General features: G+C 74.5%; 14 protein-coding genes. 9 read left to right on the top strand and 5 right to left on the bottom strand.

Annotated elements, in window-relative coordinates; all coding sequences use genetic code 11:
• Window positions 1-63: 63 nt before the first annotated feature.
• Window positions 64-495 (bottom strand): hypothetical protein, encoded by a 432-nt coding sequence (locus tag ACFOYX_RS06065; protein WP_322442259.1) that lies wholly within the window; start codon window positions 493-495, stop codon window positions 64-66.
• Window positions 496-935: 440 nt separating this feature from the next.
• Between ACFOYX_RS06065 and ACFOYX_RS06060 the strand changes: the two genes are divergently transcribed.
• From ACFOYX_RS06060 to ACFOYX_RS06045, 4 genes are all read left to right on the top strand, one after another.
• Entirely contained in the window at window positions 936-1,868 is a 933-nt protein-coding gene (locus ACFOYX_RS06060; protein ID WP_322442260.1) for a histone, read from the top strand.
• A 76-nt stretch (window positions 1,869-1,944) separates the two neighbouring features.
• The gene (locus tag ACFOYX_RS06055) at window positions 1,945-3,378 is read left to right on the top strand and encodes an RNB domain-containing ribonuclease (protein ID WP_322442261.1); all 1,434 of its coding nucleotides are present in this window, start codon (window positions 1,945-1,947) and stop codon (window positions 3,376-3,378) included.
• An 81-nt stretch (window positions 3,379-3,459) separates the two neighbouring features.
• Complete coding sequence (gene npdG / locus ACFOYX_RS06050) at window positions 3,460-4,158, top strand: NADPH-dependent F420 reductase (protein WP_322442262.1); 699 nt, start codon at window positions 3,460-3,462, stop codon at window positions 4,156-4,158.
• A 54-nt stretch (window positions 4,159-4,212) separates the two neighbouring features.
• A complete protein-coding gene (locus tag ACFOYX_RS06045; protein WP_322442263.1) occupies window positions 4,213-4,656 on the top strand; it encodes a VOC family protein in 444 nt (147 codons plus the stop codon).
• 61 nt (window positions 4,657-4,717) lie between these two features.
• Here ACFOYX_RS06045 and panB read toward each other — a convergent pair whose 3' ends face one another.
• Both panB and ACFOYX_RS06035 read right to left on the bottom strand, forming a co-directional pair.
• A complete protein-coding gene (panB, locus tag ACFOYX_RS06040) occupies window positions 4,718-5,563 on the bottom strand; it encodes a 3-methyl-2-oxobutanoate hydroxymethyltransferase (RefSeq protein WP_109799980.1) in 846 nt (281 codons plus the stop codon).
• 128 nt (window positions 5,564-5,691) lie between these two features.
• On the bottom strand, window positions 5,692-7,452 hold the full coding sequence (locus ACFOYX_RS06035) for an NAD+ synthase (RefSeq protein ID WP_322442264.1): 1,761 nt from the start codon (window positions 7,450-7,452) through the stop codon (window positions 5,692-5,694).
• A gap of 225 nt (window positions 7,453-7,677) precedes the next feature.
• Between ACFOYX_RS06035 and glnA the strand changes: the two genes are divergently transcribed.
• From glnA to ACFOYX_RS06020, 3 genes are all read left to right on the top strand, one after another.
• Window positions 7,678-9,027, top strand: a complete 1,350-nt coding sequence (gene glnA, locus ACFOYX_RS06030) for a type I glutamate--ammonia ligase (RefSeq protein ID WP_109799982.1) — start codon at window positions 7,678-7,680, stop codon at window positions 9,025-9,027.
• A gap of 38 nt (window positions 9,028-9,065) precedes the next feature.
• Window positions 9,066-9,758, top strand: coding sequence for a YafY family protein (locus ACFOYX_RS06025; protein WP_322442265.1), 693 nt, complete (start codon window positions 9,066-9,068; stop codon window positions 9,756-9,758).
• A 95-nt stretch (window positions 9,759-9,853) separates the two neighbouring features.
• A complete protein-coding gene (locus ACFOYX_RS06020; protein ID WP_109799984.1) occupies window positions 9,854-10,225 on the top strand; it encodes a VOC family protein in 372 nt (123 codons plus the stop codon).
• 218 nt (window positions 10,226-10,443) lie between these two features.
• On the opposite strand, the gene ACFOYX_RS06015 is transcribed toward ACFOYX_RS06020, so the two are convergent.
• The gene (locus ACFOYX_RS06015; RefSeq protein ID WP_109799985.1) at window positions 10,444-10,908 is read right to left on the bottom strand and encodes a hypothetical protein; all 465 of its coding nucleotides are present in this window, start codon (window positions 10,906-10,908) and stop codon (window positions 10,444-10,446) included.
• A gap of 94 nt (window positions 10,909-11,002) precedes the next feature.
• Complete coding sequence (locus ACFOYX_RS06010) at window positions 11,003-11,932, bottom strand: LD-carboxypeptidase (protein ID WP_109799986.1); 930 nt, start codon at window positions 11,930-11,932, stop codon at window positions 11,003-11,005.
• A 71-nt stretch (window positions 11,933-12,003) separates the two neighbouring features.
• Here ACFOYX_RS06010 and ACFOYX_RS06005 point away from each other — a divergent pair, with 71 nt between their 5' ends.
• Both ACFOYX_RS06005 and ACFOYX_RS06000 read left to right on the top strand, forming a co-directional pair.
• Entirely contained in the window at window positions 12,004-12,771 is a 768-nt protein-coding gene (locus ACFOYX_RS06005; protein WP_322442266.1) for a type 1 glutamine amidotransferase, read from the top strand.
• A 1-nt stretch (window position 12,772) separates the two neighbouring features.
• Window positions 12,773-15,865, top strand: coding sequence for a bifunctional [glutamine synthetase] adenylyltransferase/[glutamine synthetase]-adenylyl-L-tyrosine phosphorylase (locus tag ACFOYX_RS06000; RefSeq protein WP_322442267.1), 3,093 nt, complete (start codon window positions 12,773-12,775; stop codon window positions 15,863-15,865).
• Window positions 15,866-16,351: the final 486 nt, after the last annotated feature.

Genomic DNA, 16,351 nt, shown 5'->3' with positions numbered 1-16,351 from the left:
GTGCGCGATCGTCTCCCCGGCGAGGAAGGCGTCGAGCATGCGGTGTCCGGCCCGGCGGCCGGGTCAGTCCGGGCAGGGCGGTCGCTCCATCGGCGCCGGTGTGGCGGCGGCCTGCACCACCTGGGCGAAACACGCCCCGACGTTCGCCCGCTGCCAGCCGAAGACCGAGGCGGCGGTCTTCGCCACCCGGACCCGGAAGACCAGCCGGACGCCCGGACCGACGTCCTCCACCGCCAGCACCTCCACCCCGGCGACGGCGTCGGCGGCGTCCCGCAGCGCCGGCCCGGACGCCGACGGCACGGCCAGCAGCGCGGTCCGGGTCCGCTGCGCCGTCGCCGTCACCTCCCGGTCGGCGCGCCGGTCCAGCCGGTGCTGGGACCGGTCCCGCAGCAGCGGCACCGCCACCAGCACCCCGGTCGCGGCGAGCGCCGCGAGCACGGCGGCGGCCAGCAGCCGGCGTCGCAGCCGCGCCGATGTTCCTCCCCCGTACCGCACCCGGGGATTGTGCGTCACCAACCCGGTGGACGGCTGCCCCGTTCTTCGCCGTTCCGGCGTCCGACGGCCGGGAGCACGTCTAATGTGGAGGACATCGGGGACTATTTGTGGCGATCCGGTGGCGGCCGGACGCCTAGCGGTGCACAGTGATCTCATGAGCGACAGCGGAAGTGGTGCGCACTACTACTGGTGCACGCGACACCACCGGGTCGAGACCGATGACAACGTGTGCCCTGCGAAGCACGTTCTCGGACCGTACCCCTCAGCCGCCGACGCGGAGAACGCCCTGCAGAAGGTGCAGGAGCGCAACGAAGCGTGGGAGGCCGAGGACGCCCGTTGGGCCGGGGAGGACAGGTAGACGGCGCGGGACGGCCCGCGTCGAGGTACTCCGTGCTCCGCGAGGAGCCACGTGAGAGCACGTCCCCAAGGAGGGAACCAAGATGGCCGAAGCACAAAAGGCCACCACCCGCCCGGCCGCCAAACGTACGACCGCGAAGAAGACCACCGCGACGCGACGGTCCACGGGGGCTGCCACGGCCCGGACGGCGACGGTCACCAAGGCGGCGCCGAACGCCTCGGGCGCCGGCGCCGGTCGGGTGCCGGCGAAGCAGGCCGTCGCGAAGAAGGCGGACGCCAAGAAGGTCGTGGCGGCGGCACGCAAGGCGCCCGCGAAGACGGCTCCGGCCACCAAGACCACCGCGAAGCAGGCGCCCGCTAAGAAGACCACCGCGAAGAAGACCACCGCGAAGAAGGCGCCCGCGAAGAAGGCGCCCGCGAAGAAGGCGCCCGCGAACAAGACCACCGCCAAGAAGGCGCCCGCCAAGAAGGCCACCGCCAGGAAGACCACCACGGCGGCGAAGAAGGCTGCCGTGCGGAAGCCGGCGGCGAAGAAGACCACGGCGGCGGCGAAGAAGACCACGGCGGCGGCGAAGAAGACCACGGCGGCGGCGAAGAAGACCACGGCGGCGGCCAAGAAGACGACCGCGGCGAAGAAGACCACGGCGGCCAAGAAGACGACGCCTGCCAAGAAGACCACCGCGGCCAAGAAGACCACGGCGGCGAAGAAGGCCCCGGCGAAGAAGACCACCGCCGCGAAGGCCACCACGACCCGTCCGACCGGAGGCGCCCGCAAGGCGGCGGCGAAGAAGGCCCCGGCGAGGAAGGCCACCGCCGTCTCCTCGACCACCATGCGCAAGGCGGCGGCCAGGAAGGCGACCTCCGCGGCGTCGTCCGTGGGCCCCGTCGAGGCCAGGACGAGCTCCTCGACCGGCACCCACAAACGGGTCACCGCCGCCCGGAAACCCGCCGGCACGAGGGTCGTCGCCGGTCGTTCCACGATCAAGCCGGCGAGCGCCCGCAAGGCGGCCGGCTGACGCCTGGGGCCCGCCGCTGACCGGCCCTCCGCCGCGCCGGTGAGCGGATCACCCGCCGCGCTGTCAGGATTGACCCGTGGTGATCCGACGCGTACTGGCGCCCCGCATCGACTTCGGTGCGCTGCGCTGCGAGCTGGGACTGCCCGAGGGCTTCCCGGCTGCGGCGCAGCGCGAGGCGGACGAGGCGGCCGCCGCGCCGCTGCCGGCCGCCGCCGACCGCACCGACATCCCGTTCGTCACGGTCGACCCGGCGACCTCGCGCGACCTCGACCAGGCGATGCACCTCAGCCGCCGTCCCGGTGGCGGCTTCCGGGTCCGGTACGCGATCGCCGACGTCGCCACGCACGTACGCCCCGGCGGCTCGCTGGAGGAGGAGACCTGGCGCCGCGGCCAGACCGTCTACCTGCCCGACGGCAACGTGCCGCTGCACCCGCACACGCTCAGCGAGGGCGCGGCCAGCCTGCTGCCCGACGCCGACCGGGCGGCGGTGCTCTGGACCATCGACCTCGACGCCGACGGCGACACGGTGGCCGTCGTGCTGGAACGCGCCCGGGTGCGCAGCCGGGCCAAGCTGGACTACGTCGGCGTGCAACTCGACGCCGACGCCGGCCGGCTGCCCGAGCCGATCGCCCTGCTGCCCGAGATCGGTGCGCTGCTCACCGCCCGGGGGCTGCGCCGGGGCGCGATCAACCTGCCGCTGCCCGAACAGGACGTCGAACCGGACGGCGACGGCTGGCGGCTGGTGCTGCGCGGGCCGGGCCCGATGGAGGACCACAACGCCCAGATCTCGCTGCTGACCGGGATGGCCGCCGCCGACATCATGCTCGCCGGCCGGATCGGCCTGCTCCGGACGATGCCGCCGGCGAAGCCGGAGGCGGTCGCCCGGCTGCGCCTCGCCGCCGCCCCGCTGCGGGTGGACTGGCCGGTGGACCGCAGCGTCGGCGAGGTGCTCGCCGGGCTGGACGCCTCCCGGCCCCGGGCGGCGGCCTTCATCGACCAGGCGGCCGAGCTGATGCGCGGCGCGGCGTACACGGCCTTCGACGGGGAGCTGCCGGAGCAGCCGGAGCACGGCGGGGTGGCCGCCGCGTACGCGCACGTCACCGCACCGTTGCGCCGACTGGCCGACCGGTACGCGACCGAGGCCTGCCTGGCTTTGCACGAGGGCCGGGAGGTACCCGACTGGGCGCGCGCCGCGCTGCCGAAGCTGCCGGAGGTGATGGCGACGACCGACCGGACGGCGTCGGCGGCCACCCGGGGCGCGATCGAGCTGGCCGAGGCGGTGCTGCTGGAGCACCGGGTGGGGGAGACCTTCTCCGCGGCTGTGCTGGACGTGGACGGGCCGCCGAACGGCAACTCGAAGCCCGGCCGGGAGCCCGGCGGGACGGTGGCCCTGGACGAGCCGCCGGTCCGCGCCCGCTGCACCGGCGACCTCCCGCTCGGCGAGCGGGTCCAGGTCCGCCTGACCACCGCCGACCCGACCCAGCGCAAGGTCCTCTTCGAGCGCGCCTGACCGCCCGCCGCGTCGGGTCAGCGGGAATTGTCACATCGGCTCGCACTGCTGCCCGGTGGGGCGGTTTGCGAGGATGACCGCATGGCTTACGACGCGACCACGCTGCCCGACGTCTCCGGGCTGACCGTCGGCATCATCGGTGGCACGGGCGACCAGGGGCGGGGGCTCGCCTACCGGTTCGCCCGGGCCGGACAGCGGGTGCTGATCGGTTCCCGTTCCGCCGAGCGCGCGGCGCAGTCCGCCGCCGAGATCGCCGCCCTGCCCGGCGTCCCGGCGGGCACGGAGGTGTCGGGCGCCGACAACGACGAGGTCGCCCGCCGCAGCGACGTGGTGATCATCGCGGTCCCGTGGGACGGGCACGCCGCCACCGTGGCCGCGCTGGCCGAGCCGCTCGCCGGCAAGATCGTGGTGGACTGCGTCAACCCGCTCGGCTTCGACAAGCAGGGCCCGTACGCCCTCCGGGTCGACGAGGGCAGCGCCGTCCAGCAGGCCGCCCGGCTGCTGCCGGACTCCCGGGTCTGCGCGGCGTTCAACCACGTCAGCGCGCCGCTGCTGGCCGACCCGCAGATCGACCGGATCGACCTCGACGTGCTGATCTGCACCGAGGACCGGGAGCTGGTCGGCGTGCTGGCCGCGCTCGCCGCCCGGATCCCCGGCATGCGCGGCATCTACGCCGGACGGCTGCGCAACGCCCACCAGATCGAGGCGTTCACGGCGAACCTGATCGCCATCAACAAGCGCTACAAGGCGCACGCCGGCCTCCGGGTCACCGACCTCTGACCGACCTCGCGCGCACGGAAGCGCACTGTCACACCACCGGTGCACCATCGGCGGATGGAATGGCAACTGGTGATCGACTGTCGGGAGCCGTCGCGGCTCGTCGGGTTCTGGGCGGAGGCGCTGCGATACCGTCCGCAGCCGTCGCCGGAGGGGTACGCGACGTGGCGTGACTGGTACCTGTCGGTGGGCGTCCCGGCCGACGAACTCGGCGAGGGTGACTGTGTGGACCGGTTGGAGGATCCGGTCGGGGCCGGGCCCCGGATCTGGTTCCAGCCGGTCCCGGAGCCGAAGTCGGTCAAGAACCGGCTGCACATCGACCTGAAGGTCGGTGGCGGGCGGGCCGTGCCGCTGCCGGAGCGGCGGGCGCGGATCGACGCCGAGGTGGCCCGGCTGGTGAAGCTCGGGGCGCGGGTGCTGGGGGCGATGGACGACCCGGAGAACAACTACTACTCGGTCCAGCTCGCCGACCCCGAGGACAACGAGTTCTGCGTGGGCTGACCGGAGACGGCCGGCGTGGTTGCGGGGCGGTGCGGCCGGTCGACCGCACCGCCCGTCGTGCTCAGAACGTGTGCTCGGCGGCCGGGAACTCGCCGCCGCGCACCTCCTCGGCGAAGCGGCGGGTCGCGTCGGTCAGCGCGCCGGCCAGGTCGGCGTAGCGCTTGACGAAGCGCGGCGCCTTGCCGGTACGCAGGCCGGCCATGTCCTGCCAGACCAGCACCTGCGCGTCGGTGTCCGGCCCGGCGCCGATGCCGACGGTGGGGATCCGGAGCTCGGCGGTGATCCGCTTGGCCACCTCACCGGGCACCATCTCCAGCACCACCGCGAACGCGCCGGCCTCGGCCACCGCCCGGGCGTCGGCGATAACCTCGTCGGCCGTGTCGCCACGTCCCTGCACCCGGTAGCCGCCCAGGGTGTGCTCGCTCTGCGGGGTGAAGCCGATGTGCGCCATCACCGGGATGCCGGCGCCGACGATCGCCGCGATCTGGTCGGCGCAGCGTCGCCCGCCCTCCAGCTTCACGGCGTGGCAGCCGCCCTCCTTCATGAACCGCACCGCCGTGCGCAGCGCCTGCGCCGGCCCCTCCTCGTACGAGCCGAAGGGCAGGTCGCCGACGACCAGCGAGTGCCGGGTCGCCCGGACCACCGCGCGGACCAGCGGCAGCAGCTCCTCGGCGGTCACCGGCAGGGTCGTCTCGTAGCCGAAGACGTTGTTCGCCGCCGAGTCGCCGACCAGCAGCACCGGGATGCCCGCCTGGTCGAAGATCGAGGCGGTGTACTGGTCGTACGAGGTGAGCATCGCCCAGCGCTCACCGCGCTCCTTGGCGGCGATCAGGTCACGGGTACGGACCCGTCGGGTGGCCGGCCCGCCGTACAGGGCGGTCACCTCGGTCGGGGTGGACTCCAGCATGACTCTCTCCTTCCTCGAGGCCGCCTCCGCGGTCCCCGGGTTCCGCCGCGATCGTCGCACCGGACGACCGGCCCACGGCAGGGCGGAGTGGAGGATTTCACTCCCTGGCCGACGGGCCCGGGGTCGGGTCAGCCGTGCTCGCGCCAGCGGTTGGTGATGGGCAGCCGGCGGTCCCGCCCGAACGCCTTGTGCGAGATCTTCGTGCCCGGCGCGGACTGCCGACGCTTGTACTCGGCGGTATCCACCATCCGCAGCACCTTGTCCACTATCTCCGGGTCGTGGCCCGACGCGATCAGCCCGTCCCGGCCCAGGTCGCCGTCGACGTATCCGATCAGGATCGGGTCGAGGACGTCGTAGTCCGGCAGGGTGTCGCTGTCGAGCTGGCCCGGACTCAGCTCGGCCGACGGCGCCTTGCCGATCGAGCTCTCCGGGATCGGCGACGTCTCGCCCCGGTGCTCCGCGTCCGCGTTGCGCCACTTCGCCAGCCGCCAGATCAGCGTCTTCCAGACGTCCTTCACGGGGTTGTAGCCGCCGACGGAGTCGCCGTAGAGGGTGGAGTAGCCCACTGCCAGCTCGCTCTTGTTGCCGGTGGTGAGGACCAGGGGGCCCTCCTGGTTCGACAGCGCCATCAGGACCACACCGCGGACCCGGGCCTGGAGGTTCTCCACGGCCACCCCGGCGAGCGACATGTTGGCCAGGTAGGCGTCCACCATGGGCTGGATCGGTTGGATCCGGTAGTCCAGGCCGGTCCGCTTGGCCAGGTCCTCGGCGTCGGCCCGGGAGTGCTCCGAGGAGTGCTGGCTGGGCAGCGATACCCCGACCACCCGGTCGGGGCCGAGCGCGTCCACCGCGATGGCCGCCGACACCGCGGAGTCGATGCCGCCGGAGAGGCCGAGCACCACCGACGGGAACCGGTTCTTGTTGACGTAGTCGCGCAGGCCCAGCACCAGCGCCTGCCACACCTCGGCCTCGTCGGCGACCGGCTCGATGATCCCGCCCACCGCGACGTCGCCGGTGGGAGCCGGCAGGATGTCGCTGACCTTGGTCCGGACCACCCGCATCCCGTCGGCCAGCTCCTCGTCGCCGTCGACCGGCTCCTTCGCCGGGGGCAGGTCGACATCGTGCACCAGCAGGTGCTCGACGAACTGCGGCGCCCGGGCCAGCAGCGTGCCCTCCGCGTTGACGATCATGGAGTCGCCGTCGAAGACCAGCTCGTCCTGGCCGCCGACCATGTTCACGTACGCGACGGTGGCGCCGGCCTCGCCGGCCCGGCGGCGGACCAACGGCAGCCGGATGTCGTCCTTGTTCAGCTCGTACGGCGAGCCGTTGATGTTGAGCACCAGCCCCACGCCGGCCTGCCGGGCCACCGCGAACGGGCCACCGGCCTGCCAGAGGTCCTCGCAGATGGTCAGGGCGACGTCCACCCCGCCGATGCGCACCACGGTCAGGGTGTTGCCGGAGACGAAGTACCGGTCCTCGTCGAAGACGCCGTAGTTGGGCAGGTGGTGCTTGAAGTAGGTGGCCACGATCGCGCCCCGGTGCAGCAGCGCGGCGGCGTTGCGGGCGCCCTTGCCTGGCTGGGCGTCGCCGCTGACCTGCGGCGGGCCGTCCGCGTCCAGGTAGCCGACCAGGACCGGCAGCTCGCCGAGCCCGTCGGCGGCCAGATCCGCGGCGAGCCGGTGGAGCGCGGCCTTCGAGGCGGCGACGAAGGAGCGGCGGAAGACCAGGTCCTCGACCGGGTAGCCGGTCAACATCATCTCGGGGAAGAGCACGAGCTGGGCGCCGGCGTCGGCGGCCTTGCGGGTCCAGCTGCGGACCACGTCGGCGTTTCCGGCGATGTCCCCGACGGTCGGGTTGACCTGGCACAGGGCGAGACGCAGGGTGGGCATGTCCCCATCTTGCCCCAGCAGCGCGGACCCTTCACGGCAGGACGCGGGAGACGCCGGCCACCTCCGGCCGGCCCGGGCGGACGCCCCGGGCCTGGGCGGCGGGACAGGGCGGGACGTGCGCCGGATGGTCGCGTAACGTCTGCGTAACGAGGCCGGTGGAGACTGGGCGGTCAGGCCGGACCGGCCCGAACCGATTGCCGGAGATCAGTGTCGCGAGGGGTGGAAGTGGACCGTCAGCAGGAGTTCGTCCTCCGTACGCTGGAAGAGCGGGACATCCGGTTCGTCCGGCTGTGGTTCACCGACGTGCTCGGGACGCTGAAGAGCGTGTCGGTGGCCCCCGCGGAGCTGGAGGCGGCCTTCGAGGAGGGCATCGGCTTCGACGGTTCGGCGATCGAGGGCTTCGCCCGGGTCTTCGAATCCGACATGGTGGCCATGCCCGACCCGACCACCTTTCAGGTCTTTCCCTTCGAGGGCGGGGTCAGCGGCGAGAGCGCCCGGATGTTCTGCGACATCCTGCTGCCCGACGGCGGGCCCTCCTGGGCCGACCCGCGGCACGTGCTGCGCCGGATGCTCTCCCGGGCGGCCGAGAAGGGCTTCACCTTCTACACCCACCCCGAGATCGAGTTCTTTCTGCTCGAGAACGGCGCGCAGGACGGCTCCGTGCCCACCCCGGTGGACACCGGGGGCTACTTCGAGCACACCACCCACGCCGTCGCCCGGGACTTCCGCCGGCAGGCCGTGCTGGCGCTGGAGCGGATCGGCATCTCGGTGGAGTTCAGCCACCACGAGGTGGCCCCCGGCCAGCAGGAGATCGACCTGCGGTACGCCGACGCGCTGACCACCGCCGACAACATCATGACCTTCCGGCACGTGGTCAAGGAGGTGGCGCTCTCCACCGGGGTGCAGGCCAGCTTCATGCCGAAGCCCTTCACCGACCAGCCCGGCAGCGGCATGCACACCCACCTGTCGCTGTTCGAGGGGGAGCGCAACGCGTTCCACGACGCGGGCGACCCGATGAAGCTGTCCAAGGTGGCGAAGTCGTTCATCGCCGGGCTGCTCATGCACGCGCGGGAGTACACGGCGGTCACCAACCAGTGGGTCAACTCCTACAAGCGGCTCTTCCCGCTGGCGCTGCCGGACCGGATCACCGAGAGCCCGGCGTACGTCTGCTGGGGTCACCTGAACCGCTCCGCGCTGGTCCGCGTGCCCGCGTACGGCAAGCCGAACTCGGCCCGGGTGGAGGTCCGCTCGCTGGACTCGGCGACCAACCCCTACCTGGCCTTCGCGGTACTGCTCGGCGCCGGGCTCAAGGGCATCGAGGAGGGCTACGAGCTGCCCCCGGGCGCCGAGGACGACGTCTGGTCGCTGAGCAGCGCCGAGCGGCGCGCGATGGGCTACGAGGCGCTGCCGGAGAACCTGGCCGAGGCGATCGACGTGATGGCCGGCTCGGAGCTGATCGCCGAGGTGCTCGGCGAGCACGTCTTCGACTTCTTCCTGCGCAACAAGCGGGCCGAGTGGGAGCAGTACCGGCGCGAGGTCACCCCGTACGAGCGGCAGCGCTACCTGTCGCTGTAGCCCAGGGCCTTGTCGTACCCCGGGCTTAGCTTGGGGGGATGAACCGGACGGACCGTCTCTACGCCCTCGTGGAGGAGCTGCGGGCGGTGTCGCCGCGCCCGCGCAGCGCCCGCTGGCTGGCCCGGCGCTTCGAGGTCAGCGCCCGGACCATCGAGCGCGACATCGGCGCGTTGCAGGCCTCCGGGGTGCCGATCTGGGCCGAGCCCGGCCGCACCGGCGGCTACGTGGTGGACCGCGCGCACACGCTGCCGCCGGTCAACCTGACCGCCGGCGAGGCGGTGGCGATGGCCGTGGCCCTGCACCGGCTCGGCGGCACGCCGTTCGCGTCGGCCGCCGGCGCCGCGCTGCGCAAGCTGGTCGCGGTCATGCCGGCCGCCGACGTGGCCGAGGCGCACCGGCTGGCCGGCCGGGTGCACCTCATCGGCGACGGGCCGGCCACGCCCGTCCCGGCCGTCGTCGCCGACGCGGTCACCGCGCGGCGGGTGCTCCGCCTGACCTACGCCGATCGCTCCGGCGTGGCCTCGACCCGCGACGTGGAGCCGCTCGGCTATCTCGGCAACCCCCGGCACTGGTACCTGCTGGCCTGGTGCCGGCTCCGCGACGAGCTGCGCTGCTTCCGCACCGACCGCATCGTGTCGGTCCACCCCCTGTCCGAGCGGGTGGACCGGGAGCTGCGCCCCGGTGACCTGGACATCCCCCACGAGCGGGTCCGCCCGCTCAGCCTGGTCTGAAGACCGGAAACACCGACAGGACGCTGTCGCGGACGGGGGCGAGGCTGCCTCCTGACGACGCCGGCCGAGCGGCCGGCACGACGACAGGAGGCAGCATGTCCAGCACGCCCATCACCTGGTTCGAGATCGGCTCCGACCGGCCCGACGAGGCCGAGAAGTTCTACGCCGAGCTCTTCGGTTGGACGTTCGAGGAGCAGGGCGGGCCGGGTGCGTCCTACCGGCAGACGACGGCCGGCGGGGAGCAGGGGATCGGGGGTGCGATCCGGGCCACCGGCGGCCAGTCGCCGAACTACGCGATCTTCTACGCCGAGGTGGCCGACGTGGCGGAGACCTGCCGGCGGGCCGAGGCGTCCGGCGGCAAGGTGCTGGTGCCGGTGCGGACGACGCCGACCGGGCTCACCTTCGCCCACCTGCTCGACCCCTCCGGCAACCACCTCGGCGTCTTCACACCGCCCGCCACGGCATGACCCGCGCTCGGGGCGGCCGGGTCCGCCCCCGGCAGTGCCTCCGGGTCCGCCCCCGGCAGTGCCTCCGGGTCCGCCCCGGCAGTGCTGCCGGGGCGGACCCGGAGCCGGCCCCGCACGGACACCGGGGCCGAGCGCCGGCCGAGGGGGGTGGCCCCGCCGCGGAGACGGTCCGGCCGGGAGGGAGGAAGCGGCCGGTGCGGAGACGGCGGGGCCACGGGTCAGTTGCCGGTCGTACCCGCCGGGCCGTGGTGGCCCCGGCCGCCCGGGCCGGGGAAGACGCCGGCCTCGGCGGCCTTGGTGATCGCGTCGGCCTGCTCCTGAGTGAGCTTGCCGTCCTTCACCGCCTGGTCCAGCCGCTCCTTCAGCATCGCCTGCCGGTCCCCGGCGGACGGGCGCTCCGGCCGGTCGGCCTTGCGCTGCTCGCGCAGCTTCTCCAGTGCGGCGGTGACCTTGTCGGTGGGGACGCCCAGCTCCTTGGCGAGCGCCGCGGCGAAGTCGGCCTGCCGGTCGGCCCGCTGCTGCTGCCGGTCGGTGCCCTGACCGGCTTCGGTGCTGGCGCTGGGGGCCGGGGTGGCGTTGTCGTCCTCGGCGAACGCCACCGTGGGGGCGGCGATCCCCACGCCGAGGACCCCGGCGGCGGCCAGGCCGGCCAGCAGGTGCTTCTTCGACATCGTGCGGGACATCAGTCCTCCAGTTGATCGGTGGTGGTGCGACCTCACCGACAGTGACCAACGGAGCTGGAGGCAACCCGTGGTGACCCTGTGGACAGGCTGAAAATCAGCGGACGGCGGGGGAGACGGTCAGGGTGCCCGCGTCCGCGTCCAGGACGGCGCGGGTGCCGACGGGGACGGTGAGCTGGCCGACGCCGTGGCCGATCGGGAGACCGCCGAGGACCGGTACGCCGAGATCGCCGAGGCGTTCGGTGAGCACGTCGGCCACCGTCGTGTCCCAGCCGTCGGCGCAGTCGGTGAACTGGCCCACCGCCACCCCGGCCACCCCGTCCAGCGCTCCGCAGCGGCGCAGGTGGGTGAGCATCCGGTCGATCTTGTACGGCGGCTCCTGCACCTCCTCGACCAGCAGCACCGCCCCGGTCAGGTCCGGCATGTCCGGGGTGCCGATCGACGCGGTGATCAGGCACAGGTTGCCGCCGAGCAGCGGGCCGACGGCCCGGCCGGGCACGCGTACGCCGAAGGTGTCCTCCTCGGCCACGGCGGCCACCGTCACCGGCTCGGTGGTCATCAGCGCGGCGTGCAGCGACTCCGCCGAGGGGGGCGGCGTGCGGTCGTCCAGCCACGCCGCGCCGGGGCCGTGCACGCTGGCCAGCCGGGCGCCCCGCCAGAGCGCGAACTGCAGGGCCGTGATGTCGGAGAAGCCGGCCACCACCTTCGGGTCCCGGCGGACCGCCGCCATGTCGATCAGGTCCACCACCCGCTGCGCGCCGTAGCCGCCCCGGGTGCACAGCACCCCGCGCACCGCCGGGTCGGCGAAGGCGGTGTTCAGGTCCGCCGCCCGCAGTTCGTCGCCGCCGGCCAGGTAGCCCTGCCGGGCGTACGCGTTCGGCGCCAGCACCGGGCGCAGCCCCCAGCCGGTCAGCAGCTCCATGCCCCGGGCCACCCGCTCCGGCCGGGTCGGCCCGGACGGGGACACCAGCATCACCCTGTCGCCGGGACGCAGAACCGGTGGGCGCAGGCAGTCGTCGGTGAGCACAGCGGGAGCCTAGTGCGCGCCGGGCTGAGCCGTTCCGGGCGTTCGCCGCCGCACCCGCTAGCCTCGACACCGTGGCGACCGCGCTGGTGATCGAGAACGACCCGACCGACGACCTCCGCCGACTGGGGGAGTGGCTGACCGAGGGGGGCCTCCAACTGCGGGTGCTCCGCCCGCACGCGGGCGAGGAACTCCCCGCCGACCTCGAGGGGTATGCCGCCCTGGTGGTGCTCGGCGGCGAGCAGCAGGCGTACCCGCTGCCCGACGGCACCCCCGGCGCGCCCTGGTTCCCGGCGCTCGAGGGGCTGCTGCGCAAGGCGGTGCGGTACCGGGTTCCGACCCTCGGCGTCTGCCTCGGCGGCCAACTGCTGGCCACCGCGCACGCCGGCCTGGTCGAGCGGAGCCCGTCGGGCCCGGAGGTCGGCCCGGGCGTGGTCGGCAAGCGGGACGCCGCGGACGCCGACCCCCTCTTCCGGTACGTGCCGCTGATCCCGGACGTGCTCCAGTGGCACTCCGACGAGATCATCGAGCTGCCTCGGGGCGCGACGCTGCTCGCCGCCTCCACCCGCTACCCGCACCAGGCGTTCCGCCTCGGCGACCGGGCCTGGGGGCTGCAGTTCCACATCGAGTGCGACACCGCGATGATCGCCGACTGGGCCCGCGACTCGGAGCTGCTGGCCGAGCTGGGGTACGACGAGGAACTGGTGGTGGCCGCCTGCGACCGGGTGATGGCCGACGTCGAGGAGGTCTGGCAGCCGTTCGCCATCCGGTTCGCGGCCCTCGCCCTCGGCGAGCTGGACGACGACGCCCCCCGCCGCAGTCTGCCGCTGCTCGGGCACTGAGATGATCCGACCGGCCAGGGGGCGCCTCGCCCGGTACGGCTTCGCAGAGGGCGACGGCAGGGCGCGTGCGGCTGACCTGCTCGGCCCGGACGGGCTCGGGCTGTGGCGGCCGGACACCCAGGAGCCCGCGGGCGAGCGGGCCGTCGAGCTGCTGGCCGCCCTCTCCCGGGCCGCCGACCCGGACCTGGCGCTGCGCCAGCTGCACCGGCTCGTCGAGGCGGAACGCCGCGCCGCGGGGGCCGGGCGGTCGGTCGCGGCCAACGGCGCCGGACCGACCGGGGAGACGACGAGGTCGCCGCTGCTCGACGCGCTGCACGACGACCCGGGGCTGCGCCGCCGGCTGATCGCGGTGCTCGGGGCGTCGTCGGCGCTCGGCGACCACCTGGTGGCCAATCCCCATCAGTGGTCGGTGCTGGCCACCGCCCCGGACGGGCTCGCCCCGACCGCCGAGGGCCGGCTCGACCTGGCCGCCGCGGCCCGGTTCACCCCGTCCACCCAGCCGGTGGCGGTGCTGCGGCAGGCGTACCGGCTGGCGTTGCTGCGGATCGCGGCGGCCGACCTGACCGGCGGGCGCGGCCTGGAGCAGACCATGGCGGCGCTCTCCGCGCTGGCCGACGCCACCCTCGCGGCCGCGTACGAGATCGCCGTCGGCGAGCTGCCGGAGGGGACGCCGCGCCCCCGGCTGGCCGTGGTGGCGATGGGCAAGTGCGGCGGGGACGAGCTGAACTACGTCTCCGACGTGGACGTCATCTTCGTCGCCGCGGAGGACGACGATCTCGCCGCGGCGACCCTGGTCGCCACCCGGCTGATCCACGTCTGCGGGCTGGTGGCCTGGCCGGTGGACGCCGCGTTGCGGCCGGAGGGCAGCCGGGGGCCGCTGGTGCGTACCCTCGCCAGCCACCTGGCCTACTACCGCCGCTGGGCCCGCACCTGGGAGTTCCAGGCGCTGCTCAAGGCCCGGCCGGCGGCCGGCGACCTGGGTCTGGCGCGGGAGTGGATCGACCAGCTGGCGCCGCTGGTCTGGTCGGCCGCCGAGCGCCCGGAGGCGGTCGAGGACGTCCGGTCGATGCGCCGGAGGATCATCGAGAACGTCCCGCCGAAGGAGCTGGAGCGGGAGATCAAGCGAGGTCCGGGCGGGCTGCGCGACATCGAGTTCGCCGTCCAGTTGCTCCAGCTGGTGCACGGCCGGGGCGACGAGTCGCTGCGGGTGCCGGGGACGATCCCGGCGCTGCGCGCCCTGGTCGCCGGTGGCTACGTCGGCCGGGCCGACGGCGAGGCGCTGCTGCGCGGCTACCGCTTCCTGCGCGGCGTGGAGCACCGCCTCCAGCTCCAGGGCCTGCGCCGTACCCACACCGTGCCGACCGAGCCGGCCGCCCTGCGCTGGCTGGCCGCCGCGCTGGGCTACACGGCCACCCCGGGCCGCAGCGCCGTCGAGGAGTTCCGCGCCGAGTGGGTCACCCATGCCACCGAGGTACGCCGGCTGCACGCCAAGCTGCTCTACCGGCCGCTGCTGGAGTCGGTGGCCCGGGTTCCCGCCGACGGGCTCCGGCTGACCCCGGAGGCGGCCCGGCACCGGCTGGAGATCCTCGGCTTCGCCGACCCGGTCGGGGCGCTGCGGCACATCCAGGCCCTCACCGGCGGGGTGAGTCGGACCGCCGCGATCCAGCGCACCCTGCTCCCGGTGCTGCTCAGCGAGTTCGCCGACGCGCCGGAGCCGGACCGGGGGTTGCTCAACTACCGGCAGGTCTCCGACAAGCTCGGCAGCTCCCCCTGGTATCTGCGGCTGCTGCGCGACGAGGGCCCGGTGGCCGGCCGGCTGGCCCGGGTGCTGTCCTCCTCCCGGTACGCGGCCGACCTGCTGGGCCGGGAACCGGAGGCACTGCGGATGCTCGCCGAGGACACCGAGCTGACCCCCCGCCCCCGCGAGGTGTTGTGCGAGGGCTTCACCGCCGCGGCGGCCCGGCACGCCGACCCGGAGCAGGCCACCCGGGCGGTCCGCGCGCTGCGCCGCCGGGAACTGGTCCGGCTGGCCTGCGCCGACGTGCTCAGCCGGGCCGGCGCGCTCACCCCGCTCGCCCCGCTCACACCCCGCCCCACCGACCCCGGCGCTCGCGCCGCGCGGGTGCCCACGCTCGGCGACATCAACGTGGTCGGCAGCGCCCTGTCCGACGTCACCGACGCCACCCTGGCCGCCGCGCTGCGGACCGCCCGGGCCACCCAGCCGGAGCTGCCCGGGCTGCGGTTCGCGGTGATCGGCATGGGCCGGCTCGGCGGGTACGAGTCGAACTACCTCTCCGACGCCGACGTGCTCTTCGTCTACGACCCGCCTGCGGGGGCGAACGAGAGCGCGGCCAGCGGGGCCGCGCAGGCGATCGCCGAGGAGCTGCGTCGGCTGCTCGGCGTACCCGCCCCGGACCCGCCCCTCGGGGTGGACGCCGACCTGCGTCCGGAGGGACGGCAGGGCCCGCTGGTCCGCAGCCTCGCCGCGTACGCCCAGTACTACGCGCGCTGGTCGAAGGTGTGGGAGGCGCAGGCGCTGCTGCGCGCCCGGTTCGTCTGCGGCGACGCCGACCTCAGCGCCGAGTTCGAGGCGATGGTCGACCCGGTGCGCTACCCGCCCGACGGGCTGACCCGTGAGCAGGTGGTGGAGATCCGCCGGATCAAGGCGCGGGTGGAGAACGAGCGGCTGCCCCGCGGCGCCGACCCGGCCACCCACACCAAGCTGGGCCGGGGCGGTCTGGCCGACGTGGAGTGGGCGGTGCAGGTGCTCCAGCTCCGGCACGCGGGCCGGGTGCCGGCGCTGCGCGGCACGCGTACCCTCGACGCGCTCGCCGCCGCCCGGGACGCCGGCCTGGTCGACGCGGACGACGCCGCGGCGATGGCCGCCGGCTGGACTCTCGCGGCGCAGGTCCGCAACGCGCTCATGCTGGTCCGGGGCCGGGCCGGCGACCAGCTGCCCCGGCACGGGGTGGAGCTGGCCGGCGTCGTCCGGCTGCTCGGCCGGGACGACCCCGGCGAGTTCCTGGACGAGTACCTGCGCACCGGCCGTCGCTCCCGAGCGGCGATGGAGCGGGTCCTCGACACCCCCGCCTGACCGGCCCGCCACGGCTGGCCCGGTCTTCGGCCCGGCTCGGTCTTCGGCCCGGCCCGGTTCTTGGCCCGGCCCGGTTTTCGGCCTGGCTCGGTTTTCGGCCCGGCTCGGTCTTGGGCCCGGCTCGGTTTTTGGCCCGGCCCGCATTTCGGCCCGGCTCGGCCCGGCTCGGCCCGGCTCGGCTCGGCTCGGCTCGGCTCGGCTCGGCTCGGCTCGGCTCGGCCCGGCTCGGCTCGGCCAGGCTCGGCTCGGCTCGGCTCGGCCCGGCTCGGCCAGGCTCGGCCGGCTCTCCTGCCTGGCCTTTCGCCCGGGCGGCCGGGTGCCAGTCGCGGCACGGTCGGCCGCCGCCCGCCTGGGCGGGTACCCGCTGCTCGGTCACTATGAAGCTGATGACGTAAACGATTCACCGCCCGGTGCCGCCCGCGCCGCCCGTGGGCCCGCGTCCCCTGGGTCCGCGCCTCGCCTTCGGTCCCCCCCCCCCCCCCCCCC

This window comes from Micromonospora sp. GCM10011541 (assembly GCF_042650725.1).
Taxonomy (GTDB): Bacteria; Actinomycetota; Actinomycetes; order Mycobacteriales; family Micromonosporaceae; genus Micromonospora; species Micromonospora sicca.
Note: the sequence above shows the minus strand (reverse complement) of the source record. Positions and strands in the feature narration are given on the sequence as shown.

Coding starts and splice junctions, on each gene's coding strand:
- ACFOYX_RS06015 (WP_109799985.1), bottom strand. CDS start 10,908: ATGTCCCGCACGATGTCGAAGAAGCACCTGCTGGCCGGCCTGGCCGCC.
- npdG (WP_322442262.1), top strand. CDS start 3,460: ATGGCTTACGACGCGACCACGCTGCCCGACGTCTCCGGGCTGACCGTC.
- panB (WP_109799980.1), bottom strand. CDS start 5,563: ATGCTGGAGTCCACCCCGACCGAGGTGACCGCCCTGTACGGCGGGCCG.
- ACFOYX_RS06025 (WP_322442265.1), top strand. CDS start 9,066: ATGAACCGGACGGACCGTCTCTACGCCCTCGTGGAGGAGCTGCGGGCG.
- ACFOYX_RS06045 (WP_322442263.1), top strand. CDS start 4,213: ATGGAATGGCAACTGGTGATCGACTGTCGGGAGCCGTCGCGGCTCGTC.
- ACFOYX_RS06000 (WP_322442267.1), top strand. CDS start 12,773: ATGATCCGACCGGCCAGGGGGCGCCTCGCCCGGTACGGCTTCGCAGAG.
- ACFOYX_RS06020 (WP_109799984.1), top strand. CDS start 9,854: ATGTCCAGCACGCCCATCACCTGGTTCGAGATCGGCTCCGACCGGCCC.
- ACFOYX_RS06060 (WP_322442260.1), top strand. CDS start 936: ATGGCCGAAGCACAAAAGGCCACCACCCGCCCGGCCGCCAAACGTACG.
- ACFOYX_RS06035 (WP_322442264.1), bottom strand. CDS start 7,452: ATGCCCACCCTGCGTCTCGCCCTGTGCCAGGTCAACCCGACCGTCGGG.